Source organism: Actinomycetospora lutea, from assembly GCF_028737205.1.
In the GTDB taxonomy this organism is placed as follows: Bacteria; Actinomycetota; Actinomycetes; order Mycobacteriales; family Pseudonocardiaceae; genus Actinomycetospora; species Actinomycetospora lutea.
In genome coordinates, this window is the sequence record NZ_JAQZAL010000009.1 from 119,954 (window position 1) to 134,322 (window position 14,369).

The following is a 14,369-nucleotide window of genomic DNA, read 5'->3' on the forward strand; positions in this document are numbered from 1 at the left end:
GTCACGGCGCCGGCGCGAGCGGACGCGAGACGGACCGAGCGGCTCTAGCCCGCGAGCCAGGACAGCATGCGGCCCCGCGACCAGCAGCGGCCGAGGGCCTCGGCGCGCATTACCCGGTGCTCGAGGACCACCAGACCGAGGATGCTGTGCCCGGAGGCGGGGCGGTCGCCCAGGGTCGGGACCGCCGGCGCGACCCCGACGCCCTCCGCCGACACCCAGGCCACCGGCCGGTCGGTCGCCGCGGCGTCGAGGCGCTGCAGGAAGCGCAGGCGGCGCTCGAGCGGGAGGGCCGACAGGGTCCAGGTCGTGGTGACGACGGGCAGCGCGTCCGCCGGCACGTGCGCGAGGGCGTCCGGGAGCAGGTCGACGGGGTCGCCGCGGAGCAGGACCTTCCCGGTCGCTCCCGCCAGGGTGATCTCGGCGTCGAGCGCGGCCGCCCGCTCGTGGTGGTCCGGGGGCACGGCGGCCCGCAGCCGTCGGGCCTGGTCGGTGTCGGTGACGTCGACCGGGTCGTCGTCGACCCCGATGCGGGCGACGACCGGGGGCAGCGCCCGCGCGGGCAGGGGTCGCTCCCCCACCACCGACGCCGACCGCTGCACCGGTGACGACGGGTCGCCCAGCGTCGGCCCGCCGTCGTAGGTGACGCCGACCCGGTCGACGACGAGGTCGAACCCGGCCGAGCACCCGACGTCGACGAGCCCGACGGCGGCCGCGCCGACGCGCTGCGTGGCCTCGGCGATCGCGGGGAGGAGGACGGGGGCGCGGCCGGTCTCGCCGGGGCGCGGCGTGGTGGCCGCGCCGTCGGCGACCGCCTCGGGCATCTCCCGCAGCGTGGCGACGGCGGCCCGCGCGGCGGCGTCGTGATCGCCGGCGGCGTAGGCGGCCGCGAGGGCCGGGGCGCGGCCGGCGAGGGCGAGGTCGTGCAGCGCGGCGAGGACCCGGTCCGGCGATCGCCGGCGTGCGGGCAGCGTCCCGAGCGCGCGCAGCGCCTCGTCGGACTCGCTCAGGGCCAGCGCGACGCGCTGGTGGAGGAACCCGGCGGCCTCGACCTCACCGGCGTGCCGGTACCGCTGCGCCAGCGTCCTGCCCACGGGTCAGTCGTACCAGCACTCGTCCCGACCAGGTCTCAGGGCATCGCCTGCGCGCCGATCACCGACAGCAGCTGCAGCTTCTCGTGGCTCTCGCTGCCCGGGACCGCCGTGTAGACCAGCAGCGACTGCGCCTGCTGCGGGTCGAGCAGCGACTGGCAGGTGAGGTCCAGCCGCCCGAGCTCGGGGTGGACGAAGCGCTTGACGTCGTGCGGGCGGATGCCGACCTCGTGCTCGTCCCACACGGCCCGGAACTCCTCGTTGTCGGCGAGCAGGAGGTCGGCGAGGTGTCCCGCGCGCGACGCGCGGCCGCGCCGTCCGATGACCTCGCGCAGCCCCGAGGCCCACATGCGCGAGAGGAACGCGTGGTCCTCGGGCGCGTAGAGCGACCGCGTGGCCGGGTCGGCGAACCACCGGTACCCGATGCTGCGCCACGGCCCCGTGTAGCTCGTGAGGTCGCCGGTGAGCGCGACGCCGAGCGGGGTCTGGCGCAGCGTCTCGCCGAGCTCGGTGACGATCTCGGCGGGCGTGTCGTCGAGGCGGTCGAGGATGCGCAGCATGCCCGGGCTGACGTGCTCGCTCGCGGCGCCCCGCGCGGGCGGGTGCTGGCCGGCGAGCCGGAACAGGTGGTCGCGCTCGTCGAGCGCGAGGTGCAGGCCCTGCGCGATCGCGGCGATCATCTGCTCCGAGGGCTGCGGCCCGCGCTCGCGCTCGAGGCGCGCGTAGTAGTCGGTCGACATGTGGCACAGCGCGGCCACCTCCTCGCGCCGCAGCCCGGTGGTCCGGCGCCGCTGCCCGCGCGGGAGGCCGACGTCCTCGGGCTGCAGCGACTCGCGGCGACGCCGCAGGAACTCCGCCAGCCCGGCCCGATCGATCACGGTGCGGTCCTCTCTGGATGGGTGCCTCGTTCGTACCGCCTGTCCGGCGCCGCAACCACGGTCCGTCGATCCCCCCGTGCGTGGCCGCCCGCCCGCGCAGCAGCAGCTGCGAGCCTTGTCCGGAACGTCCCGCCTGTCCGACCATGGGCGCGCCCGCCACCGACGCCCCGGGAGTGCCGATGGACACCGCGCTGACCACCGGTCGGCCTGCCCCTGGCGCTGGCCGTGGTGATGTTCGGGCTCGGGCTCTCGCTGACCGTCGGCGACTTCGCGCGGATCGCCCGGGAGCCGCGCGCCGTCGGGGTCGCGCTCGCGACGCAGATCCTGCTGCTGCCGGCGGTGTGCTTCGCCCTGGTCGTGGGCTCCGGTCTCGACCCGGTGCTCGCGGTCGGCATGATGCTGCTGGCGGCCTCGCCGGGCGGCACGACGGCCAACCTGTTCAGCCACCTCTTCCGCGGCGACGTCGCCCTGAACATCACCCTCACGGCGGTCAACTCGGTGATCGCGGTGGTGACGCTGCCGGTGGTGGTCAACCTCGCCGTCGGCTGGTTCGCGCCGCCGCTCGGCTCGTCGGTCGGGCTGCAGTTCGACAAGATCCTGCAGGTGTTCGCGATCGTCCTGGTGCCGGTCGTGCTCGGGATGCTGGTCCGGCGCCTGTCGCCGGCGGTCGCGGCGCGTGCCGAGCGCCCCGTGCGCATCCTGTCGGCGGTGGTCCTCGTCCTCGTGATCGCCGGAGCGCTGCTCGCCGAGCGGGAGGACCTGGGCAGCTACCTCGCCGACGTCGGCCTCGTCACCACGCTGTTCTGTCTGCTCAGCCTGGGGGCGGGCTTCCTCGTGCCCCGCCTCTTCCGGGTCGGATACCGGCAGTCGGTCGCGTCGGCCTTCGAGATCGGCATCCACAACAGCACGCTGGCGATCGCCGTGGCGCTCACGGTGCTCGGCGACGAGCGTCTCGCGGTGCCGGCGGCGGTCTACGGCGTGCTCATGTTCCCGCTCGCGGCGGGGGTGGGCTTCCTGCTCTCGCGCCGGGCGCCGACGCGGGAGCCGACCGTCACCGCCTGAGCCGGGGAACGGCCCGGGTCCCGCGGCGACTCCGGTGTCCAGCACCGCCGGACGCCGCCCTGGACCGTCCCCGCGGGTCGCGCTGCGATCGGGCCCGGGACGGGGGGCGTCCGCACCGGTGGAGGCCGCCGCATGCCCGACTACTCGATCCGCCCGCTCTGCTTCTCCCACGTCGACCTGCCCCGCGAGTTCTTCGGCGGGGTCCCCATCCACAGCGGCGAGGGCGTCTCGGCGTCGCCGATGATCTACGTGCTGGTCAGCGGGCAGGACGCCGACGGCACGGTCCACCACTACCTCGTCGACGCCGGGTTCCACGCCGACAAGTGGATCCACCGCTTCGGGTTCTACGACTGGGAAGCGCCGGAGACCGTGCTGGACAAGGTCGGGGTGCGCCCGGCGCAGATCGAGAAGATCTTCCTGACCCACATGCACTTCGACCACGCCAACAACGTCGGGGCGTTCCCGAACGCCCAGGTCTACGTGCAGTGGGACGAGTACCAGGGCTGGCTCCAGGCCCTGGCGCTGCCCGACCTGTACACCCCGCTGGGCGAGGAGAGCTGGATCACCTCGTCGTTCGACCGCGACGACGCCCGCGTCTTCGGCGAGCTCGCCCGCGACCACCGCCTGCTGTTCGTCGGCGACGACGAGGAGCTCGCCCCCGGCATCCGCGGCCACCTGTCGAAGGACGGCCACACCTTCGGCACGCAGTGGATCTCCGTGGATACCTCCGGCGGTCGCTACGTCGTCGCCGGGGACGCGGTCATGTGGTACTCGAACGTCGAGGAGATGTGGCCGAGCGGGTACACCAACGGCAACACGTACTCGATGCTGATGACCTACGGCGACATCCACCGGCACCTCGGCGGTGACCTCGACCGGATCGTGCCGGGCCACGACACGCTGCTCTTCGACCGCCACCCCAGCTGGAAGGTCGGGCCGAACGAGGTCGCGGAGGTGCACGTCGCGGGGTGGGACACGTCGCGGCGCCCGGCGTCCTGAGCACGTCCGGACGGAGTCACTTCGCCGCGCAACCGGCCTCTTTACCGGTTGCGGACGACTGGTTGCGCACGACCGGGGCATCTCGATCACATGAGTGCCGACAAGACCGCCAAGAACCGGACGCAGCAGGTGAAGGGGAAGGCGAAGGAGGTCACCGGGCAGGCCACGGGCAACAAGAAGCTCGAGTACAGCGGCAAGAAGGACATGGCCGCCGGTGAGGTCAAGCAGCGCAGCGGGAAGTGACCCGCCCGCGGGTCACGCCCGGCGGCGACGGTAGACGTTGCCGCCGGCGTGGCTCGCGATGTCGGCGAACAGCGCCAGCGCGAGCCAGAGGAAGTCGAGCCCGACGACCCCGCCGGGCACCACGAGCACGTACATCAAGGTCGTCCACGGCAGGATCAGGAAGCCGAGGATCGGCAGGAGCAGCGTGCCGCCGAAGGCGACGCTCCAGGTCAGGGGAGCGAGCAGCCACCAGACGACGATGACGGCGCGGGGCCCGAGGATCAGCAGCAGGATGAACAGGCACACGCGTCGGTCCTAGCCGTGGTCCCGGGCCCGCGTCCCCACCCGCGGAGGATGATGTGCACCGTTGACGTGATCTGGGCCACATCATAGCGTCGGCGACAGGCTCCCCCGATCACCGAGGAACTGGAGCATTCGCCATGGTCGACTACGACCCCCGTACGAGTACCGGCATCCCGACCGAGCCGGTCGGTTCGATGCCGCGGCCCGCGAAACTCCAGGAGGCGTACGCCGCGTACGACGAGGGCAAGATCGACAAGGCAGCCCTCGAGGCGGAGCAGGAGGCCGCCGTCGACGACACCCTCGCCCGCTACGAGGCGACCGGTGCACCGATCATCTCCGACGGCGAGCAGCGGTGGTCGTCGTTCGCGACCTACCCGATCACCGACACCCTCGCCGGCACCGGCCTCGCGCCCTCGCTCGGCCCCGGCGGGCAGTTCTTCGCGATCTTCGCCGACGGGCACGGCCGCCAGCTGCCGAAGCTCGTCAAGGGCCCCTTCGAGTACGTCAACTACGCCGCCGACTCGCTGAAGAAGTCGATCGGCAAGACGCGGACGCCGATGAAGCAGGCGGTCATCGCGCCGTCGATGCTCGCCCTGCTCTACCCGCTGCGCGACCCGGTGGAGGGCTACAGCCGCGAGGACTTCGAGGCGAAGCTCATCGACGAGTGCGAGAAGGACATCCGCCTCGCCTTCGACGCGGGCGCCGCCCGGGTGTCGGTCGACTTCACCGAGGGCCGTCTGGCCACCCGCGAGGATCCGCGCAACCCGTGGACCGGCGCGGGCCTGCTGCCCCACTTCATCGAGCTCATCAACGGCGTGATGGCCCGGTTCTCCCCCGAGGAGCGCACGAAGATCGGCATCCACACCTGCCCCGGCGGCGACCGCGACTCGGTGCACTCCGCCGATGTGCCCTACAACAACCTGCTGCCGGAGATGTTCAAGATCAACGCCGGCTACTTCCTCATCCAGCTCGCCAGCGAGCGGGAGAAGGACCCGGTCTACGAGTCGATCGGCGAGCACCTGCGCACGGACGCCGACGGCGTGAGGCAGATGGCGTACCTCGGGGTGATCAACCCCGGCAACCCCCGCGTGGAGAGCGCCGAGGAGGTCGCCGACCGGCTCGTCCGCGCCGCCGACTTCATCGACCGCCAGCAGATCGGCTCCACCGACGACTGCGGCTTCTCCCCCTTCTCGATCGACGAGAAGCCCAACCACGGCTCGCCGGACTACGCCCGCGAGGTGGCCTTCCAGAAGATCACCAACCGGGTCGCCGGGACGCGGATGGCGGCCGAACGGCTCGGGGTGTCCTGAGCCGCCGGTGACCCTGGAGTTCCGCGCCGAGCGGGCCGACGCCCCGCCGGGCCGGGAGCTGCTCGCCGACCTCAACGCGCTGCTCGACGCCCAGTACCCCGGGCGCTCCGCGCGCCCGGGGTCGGTGACCACCCCGGACGAGCTGGCGCCGCCGCGCGGCCGGTTCCTGGTGGGCTACGACGACGGGGTGCCCGTCGCGGTCGGTGGGCTGCGGCCGCTCGGGGAGCAGGTGGCGGAGATCAAGCGGATGTACGTCGTCCCGCCCGCGCGGTCCCGGGGTGTGGGCCGCGCGCTGCTCACCGCGCTCGAGGACGCCGCCCGCGAGCTGGGCTACGCCCGCGTCCGCCTCGACGCGGGGGCCGAGCAGCGGCACAGCCGGGCGCTGTTCGCCGCCGCCGGCTACCGGTCCATCCCGCCGTACAACGGCAACCACATCGCCGCGTTCTTCGGTGAGAAGGAGCTCTAGGGGGCGAGCTGCTCGCCACGTCGGCCGTGGGCAACCGTTCGGCCTGCTGAATCGCCGGGGCCCCGATACCGTGATGGCCGTCACGGTCGGGGGTGGTCAGGATGGTGTCGACGTCCGAGACGCCGGTGCGTCCCGACCGGTTGTTCGACCTGGTCACGGGTTTTCCGCCCGACGACGCCATCGACCTCGTGGTGCCGGTGCCGCTGTCGCTCGCGATCTACATGACGATGCTCGAGTCGACCGGCCACGCCGCACCCGTGGCGGCCCTGCGCAAGATCCACGACCACGAGGCGTCGGTGACCGCGCGGGCGGTGCAGGCGACGGTCGGCTTCGTCCACGGCCCCGACGGCCCCGAGCCGGCGCGTCTCGCCCTCGCGCACGTCGTGGAGGAGCGCGTCCCCCGCGTCAACGGGGTGCGTCCGCACCTGCACGTCTACGTGGGCGGCACCGCCGTCGCCCTCGCCGACGGGCGCCGGGCCCCGATCGACATCGACCTCCTGGCGGCCCGCGCCGACTCCGACCTCTTCCCCGACCACCGCGACCGCCTGGCCACGGCGTCGGCGGAGCGTCTCGGGCTGGTGTGGGGCGAGGCGTCGGCCGGGTCGCTGGAGATCCTCGAGCCGGCGTGGCTCGCGGAGCGCGCGGGCCAGTTGCTCCGCGACGGCGAGCCGTTCTGCCCGGGCCCGTTCGCCCGGCGCCGGGTCGTCGCCGGCGAGCGCCACCTGCGCCGGGTCGGCGAGGAGCTCCGGGACGCGCCGGGCCCCTGAGGGCACTTCACCCGCGGCGGATGATGGCGCGCGGCACCCGACTCGTGAGGGTCCACAGCGTGTCCGCCGTCGATGACCTCACCGAACTCGTCGAGCGCGCCGGTGCGGCCGAGCGCGAAGCGCTCGCGTCGAAGTGGAAGGAGCGGGCGGACGTCGAGGCCCTGCGACGTCACGTCCGGGGCGTCCTCGACGACCAGCGGGCGGCGGAGCGCCGGGAGCCCCTCGGGTCCGGGAGCGACGAGCGGCGGTTGCGGGTGCGCTCGGCGCTGATCGAGGAGACCGTCGACGTCCCCGCCCCGGCGGAGGGCCCGGTGACCCACGCCGACGCCGCCCGCGCCGAGGCGGACGCGGCGGCCGCCGTCACCGTGGCCCGGCTCGCGCTCGTCGAGGCCCACCTGGCCGTGCTCGACGCCCGACTCGCGCGCCTCGACGCCGGCGAGGACGGGCCCGCGGCGGCGTCGGTCGACGGCCAGGCCGTGCTCTCGGGGCGCACCGCGGTCGGGCGGCACGGCCCCGCGCTCGCCCACGGCCTGCGCGGCGAGATCGGCTACATGATCACGCGCAAGCCGCGCACGCTGCTCACGAGCCTCGCGGTCAGCCTGGCGCTCGGGCTGCTCTACCTCGGCGTGATCCGCCTGTTCCAGTGGGACACCAAGGCGCAGTACCTGCCCTACCTCGGGCTGTGGGCCGTCTCGGTCGTCATGGGCGGCGCGGTCTGCCTCAACGCGATGAGCTTCGACGGCATGCGCGTGCGCGCGGCCCTGGAGAGCGGCGCCCGCCTCTGGCACCTCCTGGTGACCAAGAACCTGGCCCTGGTCTGCCTGGTCGCGCCGATCGGGTTCCTCATCAGCGCGCTGCTGTCCTGGCGCGCCGGGAGCTGGGAGGCGTTCCTGCGGGCCTGCGCGCTGATGATCTCGTTCATCCTGCTGTGGCTCGGCGTCGGCAACATCGCCTCGGTGATCGTGCCGATCCGCGACGAGCCGATCTGGCACCGCCGCCGCGACGGCACGCTCAAGCAGTTCGCGGTGGTCTTCGCGGTGTCCTACGTCCTCGGCTACGCCGTGAACCTCATGCTGATCGTCCGCGTGTTCGCCGCGCAGCAGTGGGCGGAGCGCTCCGGCGTCATCATCCTGCCCGCGATCTTCGTCGTCCTCAGCAGCGTGGTGATGTGGGTGCTGCTCACGATCGTCGCGGTGGCGCTGTCGCAGCAGCCGAAGGTCCGGCGGGGGCTGATGAAGGAGCTCGCGGACGCCCCGCCGGAGCCGGTGGCCGCGCCGCGCGAGGAGACCCCCGAGGAGACGTCCCGGAGGACTCCTCAGACGACCACGTAGACCGGCCGTGTCCGGGGTGTCATCGGGCCGATCTTCCTGGCACGGTGCCATCGTGCGCCGCGTGCTGTGCCGGGAGTTCGGCCCGACCGACAACCTCGAGGTCGTCGACGAGCCGGATCCCGCTCCCGGGCCGGGTCAGGTCGTCGTCGCCGTCGAGGCCGCCGGCGCGAGCTTCGTCGACGCGCTCATCGTGCGCGGCGGCTACCAGCTGCGCCCCGAGCTGCCCTTCACGCCCGGGACCGCGGTGGCCGGGCGCGTGGTCGCCGTCGGGGAGGGCGTCGACGGCCGGGCGCGGGGGTGCCGAGTGGCGGCGCTGATGATGGGCTTCGGCGCGTACGCCTCGCACGTGGTGGTGCCCGCCGAGGAGATCGCGCCGCTGTCCGAGGACGTCGACGCCGCGGTCGCGGCGACCGCGCTCGAGAACTACAGCACCCTGCTGTTCGCCACCACCCACCGCCTGCCGATCACCGCGGGTGAGCGCGTCGTGGTGCTGGGCGCGGGCGGCGGGATCGGGCTGGCGGCGGTCGACGTCACCCGGGGCCTCGGTGCGCGGGTGCTGGCGGTGGCGTCGAGCGACGAGAAGCGCGGCGCCGCTCTGGCCGCCGGCGCCGAGGACGCGATCGGCTACGACGCGCTCAGGGACACGATCCGCGCGCACACCGACGGCGGCGCCGACGTCGTGATCGACCCGGTGGGCGGCGAGGCCGCCGAGTCGGCCCTGCGCGCCCTGCGGCCCTACGGGCGCTACGCGGTGCTCGGGTTCACCGCCGGCACGATCCCCCGCCTGCCCGCCAACCGGGTGCTGATCGGCAACCACACCGTGGTCGGCGTCGACTGGGGCGACTGGGCGCGCACCGCGCCGGCCGCGGCGACCGCGCTCGTCGGGACCCTGCTGGCGCGGGTCGACGGGGGCGAGCTGCACCCGCCGGAGCCCGCCCGCCGCCCGCTCGACGAGGCCGGCACGGTGCTCGGGCTGTTCGCCGAGCGCGCCGTCACCGGGAAGATCGCGCTCATCCCGTGAGGAGCCGCCATCCGTGCGGCGGCAGGAGCAGCGGGTCGTCGGTGGCCTCGGACTCGGCGAGCGTCTTGCCGTGCGGCAGGTCCGGGAGCCGCTGCGGTGCGTCGTCGGTGGAGAGCAGGACGAGCACCGAGGCGTCGGGACCGGTGCTGCGCAGGGCGAGCGTCGTGTTGGACAGGTGCTCGACGCCCGTGCGGGCGTGGGTGAGCCAGGGGTGGCGGCGCCGGACCCCGATGAGGCGCTGGTGCAGCTCGCGCACCGGGGCGCCGAACGTGGCGAGCCCGGTGGGGTCGTCGGGGAACGGGGGCCGGACGGCGTCGTCGCCGAACTCGTGCTCCTCCTTCACACCGGTGAACGCCTGCTCGTCGCCGGCGTAGATCGACGGGACGCCACCGACGCCCAGGAGCACCGCGAGCGCGTGCCCGAGGTGGTCGTCGCGCTCGAGGCGGCTCGCGATGCGCGTGACGTCGTGGTTGCCGAGGAAGGTGAGCGGGGCGAACGTGTCGAGCATCGCCGAGTGACGCTCCACCGCGTGGGCGAGCTCGTAGAAGTTGCGGTCGTTGAGCGCGCTCCAGACGGCCTTCCAGAGCTCGTACTGGGTCACCGAGTCGAGGCCGGCCTCGATGACGAACGCGGCGTAGTCGCCGTGGATCACCTCGCCGACGAACCACGCGTCGGGGTGCTCGGCCCGCACACCGGGCAGGACGGCGCGCCAGAACGCGTGCGGCACCTGGTAGGCCGCGTCCAGCCGCCACCCGTCGGCGCCGCGGTCCAACCAGTGCCGCATCACCGCGCCGACGTGGTCCTGCACCGCGGGCTCGGCATGGTCCAGGGCGACGAGCAGGTCGTGGCCCTCGAAGGACGCGGGCCCGTCGTCGCCCCAGCGGAACCAGCGGCGCGCCTCGGGATCGCCCTGCTCGGCGAGGCGGAACATCGGGAAATCGCGGCCGACGTGGTTGAACACGCCGTCGAGCAGCACGCGGATGCCCCGGTCGCGGCAGGCGCCCACCAGGGCGTCGAAGTCCTGCTCGTCGCCCAGGCGCGGGTCGATGCGCAGGAAGTCGGTGGTGTCGTAGCCGTGGCTGCCCGCGGCGAACACCGGACCGAGCGCGAGCCCGGAGCAGCCGAGCTCGAGCAGGTAGTCGAGCCAGTGCTCGAGCTGCCCGAGGCGGTGGACCGGGGCGCTGTCGGGCGGGAGCGCCTCGCGCTCGGCGCCGACGAAGCCCAGGGGGTAGACCTGCCACCAGATCGCGTGGTCGATCCACGTCGCACTCATGGGGGAGCAGCATGCAGGTTCGTCGCGACATGATCGACCCCGACCTGCGCCGGCGTGGCGCGCTGGTGGCACGTACGTCGCGCCCCAGCCGTGATCGGTCGGCATGCCGGAGATCACGGGCGACCTGGTGCACCGCATCGGGCCCACCGAGGTGACTGAGCCGCTCCTGATCTCCGGGGACACGCGCGCCCGACCCCGACCCGGCGTGTCGCGCGAGCGAGCATGTGGCGATCCTGGCGTCACATGCCAGCGATGCCGCATCGCTCGTACACCGGCATCTCGTCGCGGGCCTCAGGCCGCGTCGACCGGGCCGAGGCCTTGCGCGGTGGCGGCGCGGGTCAGGGCGTCGATCACCGCGCGGACGGTCGGGCGGTCGTCGGCGTGCGGGAGGTGGGCGACGACGACCGTGCGGCGCAGCGGCTGCTCGAACGGGACGATCCGCACGCCGTCGGGCGGGGCGAACACGCGCCCGAGGTCGCTGGCCAGCGTGACGCCCAGGCCCGCGGCGACCATGGACAGGGCGGTCGCGAGGCCGTCGACGTGGTGGCGCACCACGGGATCGAACCCCGCGCGGCGGCAGGCGGTGCGCACCGCGCGGCCGTAGTAGGTCCGCGGCCCCGAGATGATCCAGTTCTCGTGGGCGAGCTCGCCGAGGTCGACCCCGGGCTCGTGGGCGCTGTCGGCGGGGGCGGCGAGGTGGATGCGGTCGAGGCCGAGCGGGACGACCGCGAGGTCGCCGGCCCAGGGCTCGGGGGCGTCGGGGTAGTCGAGCAGGAGCGCGAGGTCGAGCTGGCCGTGGCGCAGGTCGGTGACCGCGTCGTCGGTGTCGATCTCGACGCTGTCGAGGGTGATGCCCGGGTGGTGGGTGTCGAGGTCGGTGATGACGGCCGGCAGCAGCGAGGCGGCCGCCGCGGCGAACACGCCGAGCTCGAGGCGCGCCGTGAGGGTGTGACGTGCCTCCTCGACCGCCGCACAGGCCCGCTGCTCCGCGGCGAGCAGGATGTCGGCGTGCTCGATGAGCACGCGCCCGACCGGGGTCAGCCGCACGCCCCGCCCCCGGCGCTCGACGACCCCGGCCCCGACCTCGGCGCTCAGGGCCTCGAGCTGCTGCGACACCGCCGACGGCGAGTAGTGCAGCGACGCGGCGGCGGCGTTGACCCCGCCCCGGCGGGCGACCTCGCGCAGGGTCCGCAGGCGGCGCAGCGACAGCTCCATGCGGCCGAGCTGAACACCTCCGTGCGCGAACGTCCAGTGGACACGAATGATCGGCGCACCGAAGCTGGTCCCGTGAGCATGCCGAACGATCGTCGTGTCCTGCCCGAGCCCACCGTGCGGCAGGACGTGGTGACGGCGCTGGGCGTCGACGAGCAGCAGGGCGCGTTCGAGCCGGTGCGCCCGACGGCCGCCCCCGACGGTGCCCCGAACGTCGTCCTCGTGGTGCTCGACGACCTCGGCTTCGGCAGCTCCAGCGCCTTCGGGGGCCCCTGCCGGATGCCCACCGCCGAACGCCTGGCCGCCGACGGCCTGCGCTACACCCGGTTCCACGTCACCGCGCTGTGCTCGCCGACCCGCCAGTCGCTGATGACCGGCCGCAACCACCACTCCGTCGGCATGGGCGCCACCACCGAGATGGCGACCTCGGCGCCCGGCTACACCGGCTTCCGCCCGCGCAGCGCGGCGACACTGGCCCGGACACTGCAGGGCAACGGCTACAGCACCGCCGCGTTCGGCAAGTGGCACCAGACCCCGCCGGCCGAGATCAGCCCCGTCGGCCCGTTCGACCGGTGGCCGACCGGCGAGGGGTTCGACCACTTCTACGGCTTCATGGCCTGCGAGATGAACCACTGGTACCCGCTGCTCTACGAGGGCACGACGCCCGTCGAGCCGACCCGGCTGCCCGAGGAGGGCTACCACCTCTCCGAGGACCTGGTGGACCGCGCCGTCGACTGGGTGCACACCCAGCGCACGATGACCCCCGACCGCCCGTTCTTCACCTACCTCGCCTTCGGCGCCTCGCACGCCCCGCTGCACGTCACCCCGGAGTGGCGCGAGCGCTACCGCGGCGAGTTCGACGACGGCTGGGACCGCCTGCGCGAGAAGACGCTCGCGCAGCAGAAGGCCCTGGGGGTGGTGCCCGGGCACACCGAGCTCTCGCCGTGGCCGGACGGCGTGCCGCACTGGGACGACCTCGACGACGACCGGCGCCGTCTCGGGGCGCGCTTCATGGAGACGTTCGCGGGGTTCACCGAGCACGCCGACGCCCAGCTCGGGCGCTTCGTGGCCGAGCTGGAGGAGCTCGGCGAGCTGGACAACACGCTGTTCCTCTACCTGCTCGGCGACAACGGCGCGTCGGGCGAGGGCGGCATCGAGGGCACGCACGTCGAGCACCGCCTCGGGCACGGCCTCGTCGACGACCCCGCCGACATGATCGGCCACCTCGACGAGATCGGCGGGCCGGCGAGCTACCCCATCGCCCCGGTGGGCTGGGCGCTCGCCATGAACACGCCGTACCAGTGGACCAAGCAGGTCGCCTCCCACTTCGGCGGCACCCGCGACGGGCTCGTCGTGCACTGGCCGCGCGCCATCGAGGACGGCGGCGGGCTGCGCCACCAGTTCCACCACGTCGTCGACGTCCTGCCCACGATCCTCGACTGCGCGGGCATCCCCCAGCCGACCAGCGTCGACGGCGTCGCCCAGCAGCCCGTCGAGGGCACGAGCATGCGCTACTCGTTCCTCGACCCGCAGGCCCCGGACCGCCGGCGCACGCAGTACTTCGAGATGTGCGGCAACCGCGGCATCTACCACGAGGGCTGGACGGCGGTGACCCGTCACGGCATCCCGTGGGAGATGGTGCCGACGCGGCACGGCGCGTTCCGCGAGGACGTCTGGGAGCTCTACGACACCACCGCCGACCCGAGCCAGGCCCACGACGTCGCCGCCGATCACCCCGAGGTGCTCGCCCGGCTGCGCGACCTGTTCCTCACCGAAGCCGCGAAGTACCAGGTGTTCCCGCTCGACGACCGGGTCACCGAGCGGGAGAACCCGCAGCTCGCGGGCCGGCTCGACCTCGTCGGCGACCGCCGGTCGGTGACCTACCGGGGCTCGACGCGCCGCCTCATCGAGGAGACCACCCCGAACGTCAAGAACCGCTCGCACGCGGTGGTCGCGGACATCGAGGCGCCCGGCTCGGGCGGCGAGGGCGTGCTCGTGGCCCAGGGCGGGCGGTTCGGCGGCTGGGCGCTCTACGTGCTGGGCGGGCGCGCCTGCTACGTCTACAACTTCTTCGGCAAGCGCCGGCACACGGTCCGCGCCGAGCACGCCATGGGCGCGGGACGCCACGAGGTGCGGATGGACTTCGCCTACGAGGACGACGAGGCCGGCGCCGTCGGCCGGGGCGGCGTGGCGACCCTGCGCGTCGACGGGCTCGAGGTCGGGGCGGTGCGGGTCGACGAGACGATCCCGTACTACTTCTCCTTCGACGAGACCTTCGACGTCGGGGTCGACCTCGGCACCCCGGTGTCCGACGACTACGGCGCGGGCGACAACGCCTTCACCGGCCGCGTGCACACCGTGCGGGTCGACCTCACGGCCACGTCCCCCGCGCAGGACGCCGAGGGGCTGCGGCGCCGGGTCATGGCCTCACACTGAG

14 protein-coding genes are annotated in these 14,369 nt (G+C 73.8%); 9 read left to right on the forward strand and 5 right to left on the reverse strand.

The genetic code is table 11. The features are described from left to right. Positions 1 to 44: 44 nt before the first annotated feature. Positions 45 to 1,091: a DUF2332 domain-containing protein gene (locus PHK61_RS12100; RefSeq protein WP_274281226.1), complete on the reverse strand. Its 1,047-nt coding sequence runs from the start codon at positions 1,089 to 1,091 to the stop codon at positions 45 to 47. Between the two features lie 35 nt (positions 1,092 to 1,126). After that, positions 1,127 to 1,966 carry a helix-turn-helix transcriptional regulator gene (locus tag PHK61_RS12105; protein ID WP_274281227.1) on the reverse strand — a complete coding sequence of 280 codons (840 nt, stop codon included), beginning with the start codon at positions 1,964 to 1,966 and terminating at the stop codon, positions 1,127 to 1,129. A 231-nt stretch (positions 1,967 to 2,197) separates the two neighbouring features. Here PHK61_RS12105 and PHK61_RS12110 point away from each other — a divergent pair, with 231 nt between their 5' ends. The 3 genes from PHK61_RS12110 (at position 2,198) to PHK61_RS12120 (ending at position 4,270) form a co-directional block, all read left to right on the forward strand. Continuing rightward, the gene (locus PHK61_RS12110) at positions 2,198 to 3,028 is read left to right on the forward strand and encodes a bile acid:sodium symporter family protein (protein WP_274281313.1); all 831 of its coding nucleotides are present in this window, start codon (positions 2,198 to 2,200) and stop codon (positions 3,026 to 3,028) included. Between the two features lie 132 nt (positions 3,029 to 3,160). Further along, positions 3,161 to 4,027: an MBL fold metallo-hydrolase gene (locus tag PHK61_RS12115; RefSeq protein WP_274281228.1), complete on the forward strand. Its 867-nt coding sequence runs from the start codon at positions 3,161 to 3,163 to the stop codon at positions 4,025 to 4,027. Positions 4,028 to 4,117: 90 nt separating this feature from the next. Next, complete coding sequence (locus PHK61_RS12120) at positions 4,118 to 4,270, forward strand: CsbD family protein (RefSeq protein WP_274281229.1); 153 nt, start codon at positions 4,118 to 4,120, stop codon at positions 4,268 to 4,270. A gap of 12 nt (positions 4,271 to 4,282) precedes the next feature. Here the strand turns inward: PHK61_RS12120 and PHK61_RS12125 are convergent, their stop codons facing one another. Continuing rightward, positions 4,283 to 4,555 carry a hypothetical protein gene (locus PHK61_RS12125; protein ID WP_274281230.1) on the reverse strand — a complete coding sequence of 91 codons (273 nt, stop codon included), beginning with the start codon at positions 4,553 to 4,555 and terminating at the stop codon, positions 4,283 to 4,285. Positions 4,556 to 4,689: 134 nt separating this feature from the next. On the opposite strand from PHK61_RS12125, the gene PHK61_RS12130 reads away from it, so the two are divergent. From PHK61_RS12130 to PHK61_RS12150, 5 genes are all read left to right on the forward strand, one after another. Continuing rightward, entirely contained in the window at positions 4,690 to 5,862 is a 1,173-nt protein-coding gene (locus tag PHK61_RS12130; RefSeq protein WP_274281231.1) for a uroporphyrinogen decarboxylase/cobalamine-independent methonine synthase family protein, read from the forward strand. A 7-nt stretch (positions 5,863 to 5,869) separates the two neighbouring features. Further along, positions 5,870 to 6,328 (forward strand): GNAT family N-acetyltransferase, encoded by a 459-nt coding sequence (locus tag PHK61_RS12135; RefSeq protein WP_274281232.1) that lies wholly within the window; start codon positions 5,870 to 5,872, stop codon positions 6,326 to 6,328. A gap of 101 nt (positions 6,329 to 6,429) precedes the next feature. Further along, a complete protein-coding gene (locus tag PHK61_RS12140; protein ID WP_274281233.1) occupies positions 6,430 to 7,095 on the forward strand; it encodes a hypothetical protein in 666 nt (221 codons plus the stop codon). 59 nt (positions 7,096 to 7,154) lie between these two features. Next, positions 7,155 to 8,426 (forward strand): MFS transporter, encoded by a 1,272-nt coding sequence (locus PHK61_RS12145; RefSeq protein ID WP_274281234.1) that lies wholly within the window; start codon positions 7,155 to 7,157, stop codon positions 8,424 to 8,426. A 52-nt stretch (positions 8,427 to 8,478) separates the two neighbouring features. Then, positions 8,479 to 9,447: a zinc-binding dehydrogenase gene (locus tag PHK61_RS12150; RefSeq protein WP_274281235.1), complete on the forward strand. Its 969-nt coding sequence runs from the start codon at positions 8,479 to 8,481 to the stop codon at positions 9,445 to 9,447. Here PHK61_RS12150 and PHK61_RS12155 read toward each other — a convergent pair. Both PHK61_RS12155 and PHK61_RS12160 read right to left on the reverse strand, forming a co-directional pair. Further along, complete coding sequence (locus PHK61_RS12155; protein ID WP_274281236.1) at positions 9,437 to 10,720, reverse strand: alpha-amylase family glycosyl hydrolase; 1,284 nt, start codon at positions 10,718 to 10,720, stop codon at positions 9,437 to 9,439. The genes PHK61_RS12150 and PHK61_RS12155 overlap by 11 nt on opposite strands. 291 nt (positions 10,721 to 11,011) lie before the next feature. Beyond that, positions 11,012 to 11,935 carry a LysR family transcriptional regulator gene (locus PHK61_RS12160; protein WP_274281237.1) on the reverse strand — a complete coding sequence of 308 codons (924 nt, stop codon included), beginning with the start codon at positions 11,933 to 11,935 and terminating at the stop codon, positions 11,012 to 11,014. A 78-nt stretch (positions 11,936 to 12,013) separates the two neighbouring features. On the opposite strand from PHK61_RS12160, the gene PHK61_RS12165 reads away from it, so the two are divergent. After that, entirely contained in the window at positions 12,014 to 14,368 is a 2,355-nt protein-coding gene (locus PHK61_RS12165) for an arylsulfatase (protein WP_274281314.1), read from the forward strand. Position 14,369: the final 1 nt, after the last annotated feature.

Excerpts from the sequence above, each read along its gene's own strand:
- PHK61_RS12155 (WP_274281236.1), bottom strand. The coding sequence starts at position 10,720 with ATGAGTGCGACGTGGATCGACCACGCGATCTGGTGGCAGGTCTACCCC.
- PHK61_RS12110 (WP_274281313.1), top strand. The coding sequence starts at position 2,198 with ATGTTCGGGCTCGGGCTCTCGCTGACCGTCGGCGACTTCGCGCGGATC.
- PHK61_RS12130 (WP_274281231.1), top strand. The coding sequence starts at position 4,690 with ATGGTCGACTACGACCCCCGTACGAGTACCGGCATCCCGACCGAGCCG.
- PHK61_RS12160 (WP_274281237.1), bottom strand. The coding sequence starts at position 11,935 with ATGGAGCTGTCGCTGCGCCGCCTGCGGACCCTGCGCGAGGTCGCCCGC.
- PHK61_RS12115 (WP_274281228.1), top strand. The coding sequence starts at position 3,161 with ATGCCCGACTACTCGATCCGCCCGCTCTGCTTCTCCCACGTCGACCTG.
- PHK61_RS12140 (WP_274281233.1), top strand. The coding sequence starts at position 6,430 with ATGGTGTCGACGTCCGAGACGCCGGTGCGTCCCGACCGGTTGTTCGAC.
- PHK61_RS12120 (WP_274281229.1), top strand. The coding sequence starts at position 4,118 with ATGAGTGCCGACAAGACCGCCAAGAACCGGACGCAGCAGGTGAAGGGG.
- PHK61_RS12165 (WP_274281314.1), top strand. The coding sequence starts at position 12,014 with ATGCCGAACGATCGTCGTGTCCTGCCCGAGCCCACCGTGCGGCAGGAC.